This window comes from Streptomyces sp. FXJ1.172, from assembly GCF_001636945.3.
Classification (GTDB): domain Bacteria; phylum Actinomycetota; class Actinomycetes; order Streptomycetales; family Streptomycetaceae; genus Streptomyces.
The window spans coordinates 1,031,055-1,048,071 of the sequence record NZ_CP119133.2; the positions used below are offsets into that span (position 1 = coordinate 1,031,055).

The following is a 17,017-nucleotide window of genomic DNA, read 5'->3' on the forward strand; positions in this document are numbered from 1 at the left end:
TGCTGAGAAACGCATCCCCTGGGGCGGCTGCCGCACGGCGCCTTGGCCGGGGCACACGGCAATCACACTCAGCCAGCGGGAACAGTTTCGCGCAGGAAGCCGGCCAGGAGGTCCGTCACGGCGGCAGGCCGCTCCAGGCTGGGGAGATGGCCGGCCCAGGGCAGTTCGAGGTGCCGGGTGTCGCCGAACAGCGTCGGCAGCTGGGCCGCGATCTCACGAAAATCCGGCAGATCGTGGCTGCCCGAGAGTGCGAGACAGGGCGCTTTGATCGCTGACAGGTCGATCTCCGTCTCGGTCCGCCCAGCTCCGCCAGGGGCGGCCAGTTGCACCTCGAAGGCATGCCGTTGCATCACGCGCACCTTCTCCCGGACAGCCTCCTCGGCGTCCGGCCCCAGCCAGGTGTCCACGTTCAGTTCCACAGCCCCCGCGACATCGCCCGCCTCGAGCAGTGCGTCCTCTCGCTCACCGAACGCGCGGAGTTCGTCGCTGGGTTCATGTCCCGGCAGCCCGGCGCACAGCAGTGCCATGGCGGATACCCGGTCCGGACGGAGTGCGGCGATCTCCACGGCAACTCGTCCGCCGTACGAGGAGGCGATCAGCGCGGCTTGCTCGATGCCGAGGGCGTCCAGCAGGTCCAACACGTCCTCTGCATCGTTGTGGCGCCGGTCCGGCAAAGGAGATTGGCCGAAGCCCCGGAAGTCGCAACGCACGACCCGGTATCCGGCATCAACCAGGGCCGACCACTGCGGATCCCACATCCTTCGGTCACACACCGCGGAGTGCAGCAATACCAGCGCGGGGCCTTCCCCGTTTGCATCGTGAGCGAGAGTCATGGGCAGACCCTAAGCGGCAACCAATAGAAGCACACATGGATTTCACCGTCGGCCGTCTCGCTCACGGGGCAGTTCTCTCAACCCGGTGGGACATGCCCCGTCCCCCGTGAGGCTCAGCGACCTTGACGTCGATGTGCGTCGAACCGACGCAACACCAGCACCAGGCGCCAGATCCCCGCCGCCGCGCCGACAGTGAGCCCTCCCATCAGCGTGGCCCTGCCCGCTGGTTCAGACACACCAAGAAGAAACGCCGGGATCAAGGCGACCGCAAACACGACCGCGGCCAGCAGGGCGCCCGTCACAAGGGCGAAGACGATCTCCACCGTCATGGCGTCCTTCTCCCGGCGCGATTCCCGACCCATGTCCATCACACACGTCTCACACGCCGCCCGTCCGCCTCGTTCACCCGACGGCGACGATCTTCCTCGCGTTGTCGACCCACGTCCGGAAGATGCGAAGCGACAGGTCCAGGTTCTGCTTGTTCGCGTTGATGTACTGCTGTTCGTAGCTCGCCTCCAACGCCTTGTAGAGGCCGACGAGATTGATCTTCTGTTGGCAGCGGGAATCGGCGTAGGCGACCCGCTTTTCTTCCTCACTCGCCGCCGACGACGACGGACGCCGACCCCATCGGGCGTCGTTCTGCGCGCTGAGCGGGTCGGTGTAGCGCAGGCCCCCCTGAGCCATGCAAGCGCTCCAAGTGGCCACGGCCTTTCGCATCCGGCTGTCGTGCAGCGCGGCTCCCTTTGCCTGCGCGCTGAGTAGCCGCGGGTCGGCGGGCAGTTCTGTTGTCGTGCCCTCGACTCTCCGCTCGCCTTCCCGCAGGCACCCGCCACGAGGGATGGAAGCTCCGGTCGCAGTCCGGGAGGCGCTGCCAAGGAAGGCGTGGAGCGCATTCGGTGTGATGTTGGATGCTTTGGATCGAGGGGCGGACGAGGCCTGCTTGACGGTGAGCGTGTTCGGGTACCCGGAATGTCTCACTGTTGTGGGGTCGAGGTAGTCCAACAGGTCGGATTCCTTGCCCTTGTCCGGGTCCGACGTGGTGAGGGTGCTCGTGGTCCAGCTTCGGTATCCGAGGGATCGCATGCAGTCGTGGGCTGCCTCGTCGCTGGCTGACCCGATGAGCGCGATGTCCTTCGTCGACGTCTGATACGCGTCGATGGGCATCGTCAGGTGCTGGCCGCGCTTGCTGATCTGGGGGATCCGCCGGAGCGCCGGCTCGGACACCTGACGCGGTGCGGGAGTGCCGACGAAGGACCCTGGACTCGAGGCGAACGGGTGCTTGAGGTGCGCGGCGGCCGAAGGCTTGCCCGAGCCGGCCGCAGCACTGCCGCAGATGACAATCGTCGCACCCAGTGCCGTGATCAGGCCCGTAGCCGCAGCACGCCTGCCCCTGGGGAATTGATTGAACTGCACCATAACCGTGACTCCTTGTCGTGACGAGGGAACTGCTCTCAGTGCCAGATCGGGTCAACCGATCCGTCGCTCTCCTTCGCCAGGTACACGTTGTAGTACTGCCAGCTCGGATAGAGCATGTCCTGGTACGGATCGCCGCTGCAGCCGGCATGGTTGATCAGCATCCAATTCCCGCTGCCTGTGTTGAGTTCCTTCCACTGCTGCGTCGTGTACGCCGTGTTTCCGCTGCCCAGCGGCCACTGCGTGACGCCTTGGGAGCAGTCGTTGTATGCGGTGAGCGGAAGCCAACTGTTGTAGTTGTATTCCACGTAGTAGTTGTTGCTCAGTTTCTGGTCGTACCAGTACTGCGTATTGCTGCCGTTCCACGGCCACTGGCCGGCCGGAGCGCCGGCGTCGGTGGACGAGTGGTAAATTTCGAGGTAGTAGCCGTTCTGGTCGCTCTTCCAGGTCACCTTTCCGTCCGCATGCGCGGGCGAGGCGGGGATCAGCATCACAGCCGCCGCGATGGGAGCCAGTGCTGCGCGCAGGAGCGAGCGATGTCTCATCGATCATCCTTTCTGCGGTTGTCCGACGTCGTCGGCGTCACGGCGTCACTACAGTGGTTGTTCTGCGGTTGGCGAGACGGACAATGCCCCGGCAAACGCGGAGGTCAGTGAGCGTACGGGTTCCCGAACTCGGCACTCGTGTCGCAGAATGCTCCGGTTTTCGGCCGTGCGTCCGGTGCCGAAGGAACGGGAACGACCTCGAAGTTCCACGGATTGCCGCCGGCACCTCGTCCCGCGATGTCGCACCAGCCGTAGGGATCGCCATTGACGCTGGTCACGCCGGGGATGTTGGCGAATTCGGCGAAGTTTCCCTTGTGTACGTACGTCGTGCCCGGGCCGCCCGCATTGTCGATCATGTGATCGTCGAAGTACAGGTAGAGGTTGGGCATGTAGCTTTGATCGGCGATGGTGCGCCGGGGCGTCTCGTCGGCATTGTCGACGACTGCGGCGCTCGCGATCGTGCCGTCGGCACATACTTTGGCGTGGATCTGCTGCCAGATCGGTGGTGCCTTGAGGAACAATGTGCCGCCGAGAGTGGCCTGGGAGAAGAAGAAGTTGTTCAGCTCGGCTGCCATGTCGGCGACGGGCGGTGCCACGCGCGCGTCACTCCGCAATGTACTGACCCATGCACTCACCGACTGCGCGACCGGTGTCTGGGCAGCCAGCGGGCGCCAGCCGATCGACCCGCCCATGATTGTCCGAACGAGGACACAGCTCTGGTCACTTGAGACGCTGGGCTCGTCGGCGTGCCACACGTAATCACGGCCCGGGGCCTGCCTCGACGAGAGGGGGTCGACGTGAGTGGAGTCCCCGCTGAAGAAGTTGGCGTCCGTCTCGTTGTAGGAGAGATTCGGTGCGGTGATGCCGTAGTCGGTCTGCACCGCCTGCATGAAGTCGCCGACGAAGTCCGGTATGTGAGTGGTGCCGGTGCGTTCCCGGAAGTGCAGGTCTTCTGAGCCGGGGACTATTTTCCCGCCGGCGATCACGAAGCTGACGTCCAGGTGTGACTTGATCTTGTAGGAGAGGTCGTCGGAAAAGGTGGATGAGGTGAGAGTTGTGGGCGGTGGCACATCGGTGTTGGAGTAACCCAGCCACTTCGGCTCGGTCATGCTGGTACTGGAGTGTCCTGAGGTACTCGTGCCTGCTGCGGTGGCGTCGTCCGCCCACTTCTTGCCGATGTTCCATACGTCCTGCGGCACGCACGAGTTGCTCAGCACGGGGCCGGCGGCGAGTGTGCCGGTCGGGCAGACCGGATAGGAAGCGACGCCGCTGTGCACGCCGGTGCCGGTGTTCCAGTCCGGCCCGTAGCTCCCGTACTCGACCGCCCAGTCGTGAAGTGTGGTCATCGTGCGGCTCGGTGTCGTGAAGCTCGACGGCACGTTCGTGTTGAGGTCTTGGTTCCAGTCGAACAGCGATACGGCATCGAGGGTGTGGCTGACCAGTGTGCCGTCGATCGGCACGAACGCGATGGCGTCGAAGGCGACGTCATGAGCCGACAGGGCCCCGTCGTCGGTCGTGTTGGTCAAGGACACCGTGGCGTTGCTGCCGAGGGAGAAGAACCCGATGCCTGCCCACTGGTCCTGCTGCTGGTACTGGTCGACCGTTCGGTCGTGGGTGGTGCCGTCGGCTGCGGTGACCACGTAGTGCGCTGAACGTGTCGTGCCGCCGGTGCTCGGGACATGCGCCAGCACGTGGTAGACCTTCGTCGGCAGTGAGATCGTCCAGGTGCCGGTCACCTTGTGCGCGGTGTCCGACGCAGCGTAGTTGTGCGTGAAGAACAGGTGCCCGCCGAACCCGGCGCCGAGTTGGTGAGTGTCGATTTCCGAGATCGGATAGCCCGCCGAGTCTTTGCCCTGGGTGAGCGTGAAGGAGCCTTTGGAGGTCCAGTCGGCCGGCTCGCAGCCCACGACGTTGTACTCGCTCGGCAGGTCATCGACGATGTAGGTGTTCGACGGCAGGGACGACGAGCAGTCCGGCGGATGCGGATTGTCGCTCGCGGGCTCGGGTGACCCGACGGTGCCGTAGGTGAAGGTGCCGATATTGCACTTGCTGCTGCAGTCCGTCCAGCTCACCGCCCAGTTCCACCAGCAGTGGTACCGATAGGCAGGGTCGGTGGACAGTCCGCAGTGGTCCGGATTGGAGAGGCTGCAGTGGTCCGCTGCGGTACAGAACGTCGGGAACGGCGGGATCGCCGGGTCGGTGGAGATTCCGGTGTAGGACGGGTTGCCCTTGTAGTCCAGGATCGGTGTTCTGGCCCAGCCGAGGATCTTTTCCTGGTAGGGCCAGTCGGCCGGGTGCGCCGCGTCGGCATACGAGGCTTTGAGGAAGATGTCCCGGTTCGGTTTGTAGTCGGTGTTCTCCGGGTTGTTGGTCCACCCGAGTCCCGAGTTTCCGGCGCCGTCAGCGGTGTGGATGCCGGAGTTGTAGGCCCACAGCGCCATGTACCAGTTTTCGACGTAGCGCGGATCGCCGCCGTTCGCGCGGATACCCAGATCGTAGAGCTGGTTCCACTTGTCGGTGAGGATCTGGATGGAGGCGGCGATATTCTCGGCGTAGTCCACGGCGATCTTCGCCTGAGTGGCGGCCGAATACTGTGTGTCGCCCACGTGCATTCCCGTGGTGATCTGCCCGAGCCCGTAACCGCAGTCGGCGTTCGGATAGTTGATCACGTTGAAGTTGCCGGCACCACCGTAGTAGTCGGCGACGAGGGGGTTACCGGCGACGCCGGGGAGCGCGTGCCATGACGCCTGGTCGTTGGCGCTCTCCTGAGCGAAGATGGCCAGCTCGATCTGTGGCGGCACGACGGTGCCGCTGGATCCGTGGATGGACGGCGGGGGAAGGTCGTCGCTCGGGTTGTACGCGCTCAGACCCATGTCCGCGTAGTCATCGGGACGCGTGGGCAGGCCGCTGCGGACCGCCTGGTCAACACCCCACTCGATCTGGTGCGCGACAGGTTGCCGCACCTGCCGCCGTGGATCATTGCGAGGCACGGCGCACAGCGGCGGTGTGGTCGGACTGTTCGTCGCGGCTCTGGGCGTGGCCGAGCGGCTGGTACCGGGCAGCACATCGAGCGGTGTGGGGAGCGCCCGGCTGGCCGGCGCCGCGCTGTCGGGCGCCGGGGTGTCCAGTGCTCGGCCACTGACGCTGGACACGAGCGTCGGCAGGCTGTGCGGAACTCTGCCGCGCGTCTTGGTCACCGATGTCCGCTTGTCCGGGAAACCCACCGCGTGTCCCTGCCGGGACATGACGTCGGGGATCGAGCGGGCCTGGACCCGGTGCAGTGCGGCGCCGGACGTGGTGGTCTTCGTGGCCCCGCTCAGCAGATTGTGCCCCCTTGACCCCGGGAAGACAGCGAGGACCGTACGGGCGCCGGATGCCACGAGAGTGGCCTTCCCGCCTGTGAGGTGCCAAGCCTGGCTGGTCGTTCGGAAGTCGGTGGTGAGGTAGTCGAAGCCTCCGTCCGACGCCGGCATCAGGTCGTAAGCAGGGCCTGGGGTCCGTACCAGCGGGGTCGGACGGGAATGCCTGTCGATGCGGACGACCTCCGCGCCGTGGGCGGCCACGATGTCGCCCTGCGCGAGTGGCACCGCCGATGTGTACTGACCGGCGAGCGTGTGGCGGGCCGAGATCCTGCCTGTTGCCAGGTTCACGGTGAGGAGTTCGGTGCGTTCCTGGTCCGTTCCCAGGTAGCGTGCCAGCACACCCGTGTCGCCGGTGCCGCATCCGGGGGTGTGGTAGTACATCGCCACGCCCGCGGTGACCGGCCGGACTTTCCCTGTGCGCAAGTCGATGGTGTAGGCGAGGGCGCCGCGGTCGAGCATCACAGGCCGGTTGGTGGCGAGGGTCGGCTCGATGGTGGCGAGCAGGTACCGGTCTGTCCCGGACGTGCAGGCATAGCCTGTCCAGGAGGCCGTGTCGACGCCGGCCGGGGCAATGGTGGCGAGCGGTCGCCATGCGAAGCCCTCGGACTCCCGCCCGATGTAGTAGTGCATGCCTGTGGCGTCGCCGACGCTGCTGACGATGAAGTCGCTACTGCGGTACCAGCCGTCACCGAGCTGCGCGGTCAGTTGTGCGGCGCGGTCCGCACGCGTGGGGGCTTTCGCAGGGACGCCGCCCGCCTGGCGGCCGGTGGCCGCTGCGGCGGGGAGGGTCACCGCCAGTCCGATGACCACCAGCATCGCTGTCACCAGCGCCGTCAGGCCTCGCCGGAAGCGACGGGTTTCGGCACGGGCAGATCGGAGGGCACGTCTGGGCAGCCGCAACGGCCCCGCCCGACGTACACAGATGTGTGCAGTCATCTTCACCGTCCATCTCCGGCCAGCGGTTACCTTCGGTCGTCCAGGCCACAGGACCAGGCTCCTTCGGGCGCGCCGTGGCCACGGAAGGGTCCGCAGGTGTCTGCCTTCCGCTCACGCCCAAAGCCGGGCTGAAGGGCCCAGTGTGGTCCGAGGGACGATGGCAGCGCATTGACAATGCGCGCACAGAGCTTGACGGGGCGTGCACATCGGGGCCGAAGTCCGTCCCGGACCGGTGGCCGGCGCCCTCGGGCACCCACCCCTCGCACCCGGAGGTGAACTCCCTCTTCGAGCAGATGGGCGGAGTGCTCCCCGTTCCGGACGAGGCCTAGGCAAAGGGACACGCGGTCGCCCGCAGTTCACCGCGCATGCGGGCGTGTTGGCGGGAATCCCGGCGTTCGTGAGTGTCCGACGCTCGGCGCGGACCCTGCCTGTCAGTGGTGCCCCGTACGGTCCTCACATGGGTATCACCTCGGCCTGGTCCATCAGCGCCCACGACGACGGCTTCATCAGCACTCTGGCTCCGCGGCTGCTCCCGCTGATCGCCGCGGAGCGGGACGGCCCGTTCGCAAGAGAACGCTGGGACCGCTGGTGTCGGGAGCCGCTGCCGGACTTCCGGACTTGGTGGAGGCCGTTCGGCCAGTCCTGCCGTAGGGAGGCGGATGCGCTGAACTCCTTCCACGAGCTGACCGCTTCCGGCGAGCACATGCAGAAGATGTACGACGGCCTGTCCCCCGACGACGACTTCTCACTGCTCACGGACGTGTGGGATCTGGTGACCGGCGCGGAGGAGATCTTCGTTTCGGTCCAGAGCAAGGAGTTCGCGCTGAGATCCTTCTTTCATGCCATAGGCCCCGACCGCGCCGCCCTCCTGCCCGGCTGGTGCGGCAACTTCCTGCTCACCTCCGCCGAGGTGCGCGAGACGCTGCCCGCTGTCGAGCGGGCACTGGGCTTCACCCCGAAAGAACGCGCGGAGGCCGAGGACCAGGACTGGCTGAGCTACCACGCCGATGAGGAGAGCGTCCTGGACGGGCCGCTGCGGATGTGGCGGCAGGCCGCGGCGGACGCACGTGGCCTGTGCGGGGTGTCCGTGACCATCTACTGAGCAGGATCGGGCGGACGACGGCCGAAGTCACTCCGCGCGCCACCGGACTCGTACTCCCCCGCGAGATGATCCTCCTCAGTACCCCCTCCGCGACCACTCCCCACCTGTGTCTGCGCCGTGCGTGAGCTGGACGTGACCCGCCCGGCGGGCCGGCCCCCGCGGCTCTCGCCCCGGGAACCGGCCCGCCGTCACCAGTGTCCGACGGGTCGTCTCACTGCCCGAAGCCGTAGGCGAACAGGTGGTCGGTGCCCGTCGAGCCCGTCACGGGAAGGGTGATCGACGCCACCTGCTTGGACGCGTCCAGCGGGACCTTCGTGGCGAAGACATAGGTCTTCACGCCGTCGCGGCCCCCGCTGCCGGTGTTCCGGTAGCCCGTCGTGACGGCCGTGGTGTCCCCCGCGACCGGCTTGCTCGAACCGGCGTTGAGCGTCCAGTCCGAGAAGCCGACCGTCGCCTTCGACGTGGTGCCGTCGGTGTAGGTGACAGTCATCGTGCCCGAGACCCCGCTGCCGTCGGTCGGTGCGTTGGCCGCCGTGCCCAGCAGGCCCAGCGACGCACCCGACGTGCCGGCCGGCATCGGGATGGTCTGGCCGGCCATCTCCAGGTTGTCCAGGTGACCGGACGTCACTGTCGGCCAGGTGTAGGAGATGCCGTCGACCGTGACGGTGGAGCCACTGGTGACGCCGGCCGCCGCCAGCGCGTTCTGCGAGAACGCCCAGCCGCCGCTGTCGAAGCCGCCCGAGAAGCTCGTGCCGTCGGGGTAGATGCCTTCGTTGGTGTCGTAGGGCCACAGCTCGCCGGCCTTGGCCACGGCCACCCGGAGGGCCGCCCCGCTGAGTGCCGCCCCGGTGCTGTGGTCGGTCAGGGAGAAGGTGACCGGGAACGTTCCTTCGCTCCCGCCCGCTGTCACATGGACTTTCGCCTCGGCGCTTCCCGAGGCGGGCACCTGCACCGAGCCGGACGTGGCATCGAGCGTGACGCCGGAGGGCACCGTCGCCTTCCAGTCCACGGTGACGTCCTTGCCGCCGAGGTTGGTCAGGTCGAGCGTGGCGTCACCGGAAGCGCCCGGCTGGAGCACCAGGCCGTCGCTGGAGGGGCCGGTGGCGGCCAGGACGCGGTCGCCGCCCGTGGTGTCCGACGGCGGCACCGCCGACGCGTCGGAGGCCCACGACTTGTTCGGCTGCGTGCCGAGGCTGAAGTCGACCGTGCCCGCGCCCTTGAACTGCTGGTACGTCAGCCAGGAGGTCTTCCACTCCTTGCCCTTGACGTCCAGGGACTGCACGTAGGGCGCATCAGGTGCCGCCTGCGGCGCGTTGATCTGCACCGTCTTTCCGCCCGCGAAGGTCACCTTGGCCACCGGGAACGCCGGGCTGCCGAGCGCCAGGGTGTCCGTGCCCGGGGGCACGGGGTACATGCCCAGCTCGGACCAGACGTACCAGGAACTCATCGCGCCGAGGTCGTCGTTGCCGAACGAGCCGACCGGCGCGTTGAAGTACAGCTTCTGCTGGGCCTCGCGGACGGCCTGCTGGGTCTTCCACGGCTGGCCCGTGTAGTTGTACTCCCAGGGGATCTCCACGCTCGGCTCATTGCTCAGATTGGCGTTGGTGTTGCCGGGGTCGGTGATGTTGTCGAGCAGGCTGTCCAGGAAGGACGAGTACGCCTTGTCGCCGCCGCGCGCCTGGATGAGCTGCCGCAGGTTGAACGGGACCATCGGCGTGTACTGGGCCGACGTGCCCTCCACGAATCCGTTGGAGGTTCCGGGGGTGAAACCGCCCGCGAACTGACCGTCCTTGTTCTTCGCCTGCAGGTAACCGGTCTGCGGGTTGAAGACGTTCATCCAGTCCTGGGCACGGGTGGCGAACTTCTGGTAGACATCCGTCCTGCCCAGCGACTTCGCGAAGGCGGCGACAGCGTAGTCGGCGGAGTCGTACTCCAGCTGTGTGGAGACCGGGCCGTAGAAGTTGCAGCAGCCGTAGTCGTTCTCGTCCAGCGGGAGGTAGCCCTTGGTGTCCCGCACCGACTCGCCGGGGCGGTCGTTGTTCGGGACGGTGGCCTCGTGCTGCAGGGCGGCGAGCGCCTTGTCCGTGTCGAAGCTCCGGGCCCCGAAGGCGTACGCGTCGGCGATGATGCCGGCGGCCGGGTCACCGACCATGACGTAGCTCTCACCGTTGTTCGAGGCCCACTTGGGCAGCAGGCCCGTCTGGTCGTAACCGTTGAGCATCGAGGTGACGACGTCACTGGTGACCTTGGGCTCGGCCATCGCCATCAGCTGGGTCTGGGAACGGTAGGTGTCCCAGCCCGAGTAGTTGGCGTACTGGGCCTGCTGGCCCTTGGCCAGCTTGTGGATCTGGTTGTCCATGCCCATGTACTGGCCGTTGTCGTCCGAGAAGACGTTCGGGTGCAGCAGTGCGTGGTACAGCGCGGTGTAGAACTGCACCTGCTGGTCCGAGGAACCGCCGCCGATCTGGATCTTGTTCAGCACCGTGTTCCAGGCGTCGTGGTTCGCCTGCTCGACGGCGTCCAGGTTCCAGTTCCTGATCTCGGTGGAGAGGTTGTCGGCCGCGCCCGCGTCACTGGTGTAGGAGATGCCGACCTTTGCCTTCACCGTCGGGTTGGACGAGGTGTCGAAGGTCAGGTACATCCCGTTCGCGCCCGTCGTGGGGGGCTCGGCGGCCTTGCTCGCGGCCGTCTTGCCCGCGGCCGGCGTCCCTGGCGTCGCGCCGGCGCTCGCGGCCGGGGACGGGGACGGGGTGCCGGAGGACCTGCTGGCGCTCCCGTGCAGAGTCGGGGACGGGGCCGCGGGAACGGTGAAGTGCCTTTCCTTCAGCGGCTTTGACGGATGTGCCTGCGGGTTCTGCCGGGCTCTGCCCGCTTTCAGTGACGTCGCGTCGCGGTTGATGGTGCTGCCGACCCACGTGCCGCTCGTGGTGAACGGCTGGTCGAACTTGATGTCGAAGTGCAGCGTGTAGCGGTTGTTCGCGCCACAGAAGTGACCGCTGTCGATCGAGCCGCTGATCTCCTGCTTGTTCACCACCTGGACGCGGGTGCCGTCCACCTGTGTAGCGCCGCCGCTCAGCTTGAACAGCAGGTTCGCCTGCTGGCCCGCGGGGAAGGTGAAGGAGCCCAGGCCGGCACGGGTGGTGTCGCTCAGCTGCGTCGTGACCCCGCCCGCATCGGTGACTTTGTAGCGCCCGACGCCGGTCTGCTCGTCGTTGTGATTGAAACCGACCGATGTGTTGCCGAGGTCGCCCGACAGCGTGCCGGTCACCGGCAGGATGGGCAGGTCGCCGGCCACGCCGCAGCCGGGTCCGGAGACGTGGGTGAGGCTGAAGCCGGAAATCTTGCCGTCGTTGTATTCGTAGCCGCCGCCGGACGGGCGGTCGGGCGTCGTGTCGGGACCCCACTGCACCATGCCGGCCGGCATATCGGGGCCCGGGAAGGTGTCCACCTCCCCGGAGGTACCGATGAGGGGGTTGACGAGGGACGCGGGATCTTTCACCAAGGCCGGTGCCGCCGCACTCGCGGCATAGGCGTTCCCGATCGCTGGGAGCGGGAGTGCGGCGATACTCAGGACAGAGATCACGGCCAGGCGTTGACTAAGTCTTTTTCGGTTACGTGGCGCAGCTGAACGTCGGGGTCGGACCATCGGTTGCCTCCGCAGCGGTTCGTGCCTCGCACAGGTGCTGACGTGCCGAAGGGCGGGGACGTCAGTGGCAGGCAACGGTGCCGGTCGCCTCGGAAACGGCCTGACAACGTTGCCATACACGAGTGTCGAGTGAAACGTGTGGGGTTACGGCATGTCAACGAGGCCAACAGCAGTTTCTGAGCGCGAAGTTTGCAGTCGACGCCTTCGGCATCACCACGCTGCTGCGACAGGCCGATGATCCCGCCCCCTGACGAATCAGGGGTCAACTCCGGCCCTACTGCACACGGTCCCCTGCGGTCGAGGAAAGAGAGTCGCCACCCTTGGACAGACCGGGCCAAACCAGCCCGCAGCCGGGCCGAGTTGTGGATGCCTCGACGGAAGACCCCCGGCTCGCGCCATCGCCATGGCCGTTCAACACCGGATCGGGTGCGAAGGACAACTGCCCGGCCGGGAAGGTCTTCTGCGTCGCAAAAGCGACGGCCAACGACACGGGGGCAGTTGGTGATCTGCACCGGCAGAGCCCATCGGACCATGCCGGCTACGACGTGCCGGATGCCGCTACAGACCGGTACATCCGGGTGGCCGTCCACCTGCTCGACGGAGGCTGTACGGACGGCCGGTAGCACGCACGCCACCGTCCAGTGCACCGGGCGCCGACGACTGGTACGCCCTCACCGGCAGCAATCCGCCCCCTCCCGGACGGTGCCTCCCGGACGGCGCGCCCCGCCACCTCAGCCGACGTGAAGGATACGAAAGCGATCAGGGTCCGCCGGATCTCGATCAACGACCTGGATCGGCGCCCAAGCCCATTGCCAGACGCTGATGCCTGGCGTGCGGGAGAACTGGATCTTCCCGCGGGTACCTTCGACGACAACGCGCGGCCAGGATTCGGCAGTGCGCGCCCGGTCCACGCCGTGAGAACGCAGCACTTCGGCGAGTACGGCGACCGTGTCGTAGCCCTCGAAGGCGACGAAGGAAGGCGTTTCGGCCAGCCGCTCGCGCAGAGACGTCTCGACTCGTGCACCAAGTGGGCTGAGGCGCTCGGGCAGGTAGCGCAGGAACGGGATCGCGGCGCTGTCGTCACCCAGCAACGTCGCCCATTCGGCGAACTCCGGTTGCCCGGCCGGAGCACCAATCATGATCTCGGCGAGGCGCTGGTCGCGGCGGACGGACTTGACGATCGACACTGCCGGCTCCGGGTGGCCCACCAGCAGAAGGAGCGCGGTCGCGCGATGGCCGACGAGCGCGTCGCACACGGCCGTGGGGGAGAGTGTGCGCATGTCGAGTTCGATGACGGTCCCGCCGCGTGGAGCGAGGTGGTCCCGCAGAATGCGGGCCCCAGATGCCCAGTAGACGCTCGGCTGGGCTGCTACGACGATCCGGCTGTGGCCCGCGCCGAGGAGGAAGTCTGCGTAGGTCTGCCAGCCACGGGACTGCGCCGGGGCGAGGCGCGCGACCCATTCCGTCGGCTGTTCGGTGAGCGCGTCGAGAACAGCCGACGAGCACAGGAACGGCAGGCCGAGGGCGTCGGCCCGGCCTGCAGCGGCGCGAGCGACGACGCTGTGATACTCCCCCGCCAAGGCAGCCACGCCCAGGCGAGCCAATTCATCTACGGCCGCCGCGGCCCTCTGTGGATCAGCCGCGGTGTCTCGGACCACCAGCTCGAGTGGTCTTCCGACGATCCCGCCGGTGTCATTGACTTCGCGAACGGCCAGCTCGAGTCCAGCGAGCAAGTGGTGGCCCGCCTCGACCCAGCCAGGCCGCGTCAGTGGAACGAGAGCGCCGATCTGGACGGATGATCCGTCAGTCCGCGCCGCCGCAGGCGACAAGGGTGGCGTATTCATGCGTTGGCGTCTCCCGTGGGACGATTCGGCCGCGGTCTGCCCGGATCGCAGAGTGGCGAGGCCCGGTGGTACGCGTTCATCCCATCACACTCACATCAGGGCCAACGGTGTGACACCGGCCTGGTGCCGAATGGTACGAGGCCCTGCATGCAGAACGGCGCCTGCCGACCAGGCGTGCGGACGCCCGGCCGGATGCAACCGTACTCGAGGTGGCCGGCCCAGTGTCGGACGGCGGGCCGCCCCTGGGCGAACCGGGGACGGCCCCGTCGGGGTCAGGCGCGGCAACGCAGCATCGTCAGCGGGGGGTTGGCGACGTAGTCGTCCCAGAACTCCTTGCCGTACTCGCGCACGCCGGCGGCAGAGACCTCCAGGGGAACCCAGGTGATCTCGTTGAATCCGGCCGCCCGCAGACACTTCTCGTAGACCTCACGGCAGGGCGGGTTCGCGACGAACGAGATCGGCGGGTCGAGGAGCGCGGTGATCCTCACGCGCGGACCGATCTCGGATTCCTCGCCCGTCGATTCGCACAGGAAACCGTACTTGGCCAGGGACGGCCCGTCGAGACGAAAGTCCGGGTTCTGCGCGAAGACGAAGAACTCGGCCCCGTCCACGAGGCTGCGGTGGATATTGCTGCACATCCGCTCGATGGTGGCGATGTCCTCGGCGTAGTTGAACAGCTGGACCGCAACCCCGATGTCGAAGCGCTGCTCAAAGGTGCGCAACTCGGCGACGTCGCCGACCTCGTAGTGCACGCCCAGGGGGTCGCGGTCCTCCAGGGCCTGGGCCGCGGCGACCATCGCGCCGGAGATGTCGACGCCGAGGACGTGGGATGCGCCGCGGCGCTTGAACTCCCGGCTGTAGAAGCCGGTTCCGGAGGCCAGGTCGAGGATCGACTTGCCGTTCACGTCGCCGACGAGGGCGAGGAAGCCGGGCACTTCCGCGTAGCGCGTGATCGGGAGGGTCTTGAAGCCCTCGAACGCCTCGCCGATCCCGTCGTAAAGCTGTCCGCTCATCGTGCTGTTCCCCCATTTCCTCGGCGTCGGCCTTCGGAACAGGCCGACGCTTCTGGCGGGAAGTCTCCCCTTCGTCGGCGGAGCGTCGTACTGGCAAAAGCCACAAATATGGCGTGGCTGTTTGGTGTTCACATTGGACGACTTGGGCGATCGGCGGCCCGGCGCTGGAGGCGTCGGAGACGTCGGCACCGATAGGACGACTTTCCTCAAGGACCCTTCACTTACTGATCTTGTTCAGGATGCGGTCGCCGGACGAGCACCGCTCCATGAGGTGGCGGTTGCGGCGCCGGCCTCTGCCGGCGCCGCAACCTGTGAGGGGCGCGGCTATGCGCCACGCAGGAACCCGTCCCCGTGCGCGGCGATGTGAGCCTCCAGGGCGGTGAGTGCGTCCTGGGTGGTCTGCGGCGTGCCTGATCCACGCCGTTCTGCGTAGTAGGCCGCACCGAGCTTCTTCAGCAGCTCGCCCCCGGCGCGCTGTGCCTGTACCTCCTCCACCTTCTCCTTGCCCTGCGCGAGTGCCTGCTGGGCCTGTTCCTTGGCCCGGTCGAAAAATCCAGTCATGCCAACCTCCCTTGTGGTTCTTTCAGTGGCTACCCCAGCTCAGTCAACATGATCTGCCGACGGCGCACGCGATCTCGGGTTGGGGTTCAACTCGCAACCACCGACAGTCCCCGCGCTCAGATCGGCGAGGCCGGCGTCACGTCTGCCGCGGTCGCCGGGGCAGGCTTCGTCACGGGCGACGGAGCCTGACGGCCAGGAAGTGGGGCTCTCGGTGAGTCTTGTCATATCGGCGGAGATCGACCAGCCGGGCCTCCTGGGTGGCGCGCGGTTCCGTCAGCTCTTCCAGCACGAATCCCGCACCGAGTAGTTCGCCGAGGAACTGCTCCAGCGTCATCCGCCAGTAGCTGATTACGAATCCATCGCCGAAGGGAAGCTCCACCCGCTCACCGGCGAAGTAGGAACCGCCGAAGTAGGTCCAATCGCTGGTGGGGTGGGTGGTGGAGACGAGGAGTGTTCCGCCTGGCCGCAGAACGCGACGGAGTTCTGCGAGCAGCTGGCCACGCGCGTCGATGTGGTGATAGACGAGGGCCATCACGGCCAGGTCGAACGACTCGTCTGCCAAGAAGGACAGCGGCGCCTCCAGGTCGTGGTGGTGCAGGACGGCTCTGTCTTCGAGCCGCTCCTGCGCGGCCCGCAACAGGGATTCGCTGCCCTCGACGCCGACCACGTGCCCCGCCCCCCTCCGCAGCAGTTCGGCGGAGTAGTGTCCGGCCCCGCATCCGAGATCCAAGACGCGCAGGCCGCTCACGTCACCGGCGAGTCTGAGCATGGCCGGCCGGTCGGTGTGGGCGTTGTAGGCGCTGTTCGTGGCCTGGAGAGCGAACTGCCTGCCCATCTCGCCGTGATATGCGGTATCAGCTGTCATCGAAGAATCCTCGCAGCAGCCATGGCTGCCGACCACGCAATCTGGAGCAGGGCCACGGGCCGGTCGGACCGGCCGGCAGTGGGCCAGGGATCAGCAGCCGCGGCTGCGGTGCGGCTTGGCGACAACGCCCGGCTGGAGTTCCTGATCGACGCTTAGGAGGCCCGCTTCAAGGGGCCGTAGAGCACGGGGAGTTGAATCGGTGCCCTGCGATCTCCCCTCGTGTAGCCGCCGGCCGGCGCTCGTCCGGCCCATGCTCGCCCGCGGCATCCGTGTCAACAGGTGTCCACGAGCTGTTCGATCTGGTCGGCGAGGCGGCGGTCGGGGTGGTGGAACTCACCGGCGGCTTCCTCGACCCTGAGACGGTCCACCGCTTTGCGCAGGACACCGCAGGTGTCGAAGTTGAGATGCATCCATACCGGCGGCGGGACGAAGGCGTCTCCCCCGGGGCCCAGAGCGAGGTGCTGGTGCCACCAGTGGCCGGCGTCCCTGAGGTCGCCCCTGCGTGTGTGGAACAGGTACAGGCAGTATCCGGCGGTCGCGTTGCCCGCTCCCGCAGCGAACTGCCACCACCACAGGGCCCCATCGTGTTTCCCGGCGAGATCGAGCAGGCAGCCGAAGTGCAGGGCGCCTTCGGAGTCGACGGGGCTGTCGGCGATCCGGGCCAGGTGCTCGGAGACCTCGTCGCCACACAGCAGTTCCCGGCACACTGCCTGCAGGATGAGGCCGGCGCGCTCGAGTCTGACCGGGTGGTGGCGCAACGGGGTGGGCCGTTCGCCGAACATGAGGGCTGCGGCTACATCCCGGACGATCTCTTGTTTGAGGTACTCCAGTTCCGCATCGGTGACCGTGTCGCCGACGGCCGCCTGGGCGAGGACGTGGTCCAGCTTGCGCGGCACG

12 protein-coding genes are annotated in these 17,017 nt (G+C 67.2%); 1 reads left to right on the plus strand and 11 read right to left on the minus strand.

Annotated elements, in window-relative coordinates; translation table 11 throughout:
- Positions 1–68 precede the first annotated feature (68 nt).
- From A6P39_RS05010 to A6P39_RS05030, 5 genes are all read right to left on the minus strand, one after another.
- The gene (locus A6P39_RS05010; RefSeq protein ID WP_067047083.1) at positions 69–833 is read right to left on the minus strand and encodes an alpha/beta fold hydrolase; all 765 of its coding nucleotides are present in this window, start codon (positions 831–833) and stop codon (positions 69–71) included.
- Positions 834–946: 113 nt separating this feature from the next.
- Positions 947–1,201: a DUF6332 family protein gene (locus A6P39_RS05015; RefSeq protein ID WP_079133448.1), complete on the minus strand. Its 255-nt coding sequence runs from the start codon at positions 1,199–1,201 to the stop codon at positions 947–949.
- Between the two features lie 34 nt (positions 1,202–1,235).
- Positions 1,236–2,249, minus strand: a complete 1,014-nt coding sequence (locus A6P39_RS05020) for a hypothetical protein (protein ID WP_067047081.1) — start codon at positions 2,247–2,249, stop codon at positions 1,236–1,238.
- 35 nt (positions 2,250–2,284) lie between these two features.
- A complete protein-coding gene (locus A6P39_RS05025) occupies positions 2,285–2,791 on the minus strand; it encodes an RICIN domain-containing protein (protein WP_067047078.1) in 507 nt (168 codons plus the stop codon).
- 104 nt (positions 2,792–2,895) lie between these two features.
- Positions 2,896–6,969 carry a golvesin C-terminal-like domain-containing protein gene (locus A6P39_RS05030; RefSeq protein ID WP_067047076.1) on the minus strand — a complete coding sequence of 1,358 codons (4,074 nt, stop codon included), beginning with the start codon at positions 6,967–6,969 and terminating at the stop codon, positions 2,896–2,898.
- Between the two features lie 577 nt (positions 6,970–7,546).
- Between A6P39_RS05030 and A6P39_RS05035 the strand changes: the two genes are divergently transcribed.
- A complete protein-coding gene (locus tag A6P39_RS05035) occupies positions 7,547–8,191 on the plus strand; it encodes a hypothetical protein (RefSeq protein WP_067047073.1) in 645 nt (214 codons plus the stop codon).
- A 211-nt stretch (positions 8,192–8,402) separates the two neighbouring features.
- Here the strand turns inward: A6P39_RS05035 and A6P39_RS05040 are convergent, their stop codons facing one another.
- The 6 genes from A6P39_RS05040 to A6P39_RS05065 form a co-directional block, all read right to left on the minus strand.
- Entirely contained in the window at positions 8,403–11,774 is a 3,372-nt protein-coding gene (locus A6P39_RS05040) for a GH92 family glycosyl hydrolase (RefSeq protein ID WP_275883808.1), read from the minus strand.
- 794 nt (positions 11,775–12,568) lie between these two features.
- On the minus strand, positions 12,569–13,681 hold the full coding sequence (locus A6P39_RS05045) for an ABC transporter substrate-binding protein (protein WP_067047066.1): 1,113 nt from the start codon (positions 13,679–13,681) through the stop codon (positions 12,569–12,571).
- A gap of 272 nt (positions 13,682–13,953) precedes the next feature.
- Complete coding sequence (locus A6P39_RS05050) at positions 13,954–14,694, minus strand: class I SAM-dependent methyltransferase (protein WP_067047063.1); 741 nt, start codon at positions 14,692–14,694, stop codon at positions 13,954–13,956.
- Between the two features lie 324 nt (positions 14,695–15,018).
- Complete coding sequence (locus tag A6P39_RS05055; protein WP_067047060.1) at positions 15,019–15,255, minus strand: hypothetical protein; 237 nt, start codon at positions 15,253–15,255, stop codon at positions 15,019–15,021.
- Positions 15,256–15,424: 169 nt separating this feature from the next.
- Positions 15,425–16,120, minus strand: a complete 696-nt coding sequence (locus tag A6P39_RS05060; protein ID WP_067047057.1) for a class I SAM-dependent methyltransferase — start codon at positions 16,118–16,120, stop codon at positions 15,425–15,427.
- Between the two features lie 272 nt (positions 16,121–16,392).
- Positions 16,393–17,016 (minus strand): hypothetical protein, encoded by a 624-nt coding sequence (locus A6P39_RS05065; protein WP_067047055.1) that lies wholly within the window; start codon positions 17,014–17,016, stop codon positions 16,393–16,395.
- Between the last annotated feature and the right edge of the window lies 1 nt (position 17,017).

Excerpts from the sequence above, each read along its gene's own strand:
- A6P39_RS05010 (WP_067047083.1), bottom strand. The coding sequence starts at position 833 with ATGACTCTCGCTCACGATGCAAACGGGGAAGGCCCCGCGCTGGTATTG.
- A6P39_RS05015 (WP_079133448.1), bottom strand. The coding sequence starts at position 1,201 with ATGGACATGGGTCGGGAATCGCGCCGGGAGAAGGACGCCATGACGGTG.
- A6P39_RS05020 (WP_067047081.1), bottom strand. The coding sequence starts at position 2,249 with ATGGTGCAGTTCAATCAATTCCCCAGGGGCAGGCGTGCTGCGGCTACG.
- A6P39_RS05025 (WP_067047078.1), bottom strand. The coding sequence starts at position 2,791 with ATGAGACATCGCTCGCTCCTGCGCGCAGCACTGGCTCCCATCGCGGCG.
- A6P39_RS05030 (WP_067047076.1), bottom strand. The coding sequence starts at position 6,969 with ATGCTGGTGGTCATCGGACTGGCGGTGACCCTCCCCGCCGCAGCGGCC.
- A6P39_RS05035 (WP_067047073.1), top strand. The coding sequence starts at position 7,547 with ATGGGTATCACCTCGGCCTGGTCCATCAGCGCCCACGACGACGGCTTC.
- A6P39_RS05045 (WP_067047066.1), bottom strand. The coding sequence starts at position 13,681 with ATGAATACGCCACCCTTGTCGCCTGCGGCGGCGCGGACTGACGGATCA.
- A6P39_RS05050 (WP_067047063.1), bottom strand. The coding sequence starts at position 14,694 with ATGAGCGGACAGCTTTACGACGGGATCGGCGAGGCGTTCGAGGGCTTC.
- A6P39_RS05055 (WP_067047060.1), bottom strand. The coding sequence starts at position 15,255 with ATGACTGGATTTTTCGACCGGGCCAAGGAACAGGCCCAGCAGGCACTC.
- A6P39_RS05060 (WP_067047057.1), bottom strand. The coding sequence starts at position 16,120 with ATGACAGCTGATACCGCATATCACGGCGAGATGGGCAGGCAGTTCGCT.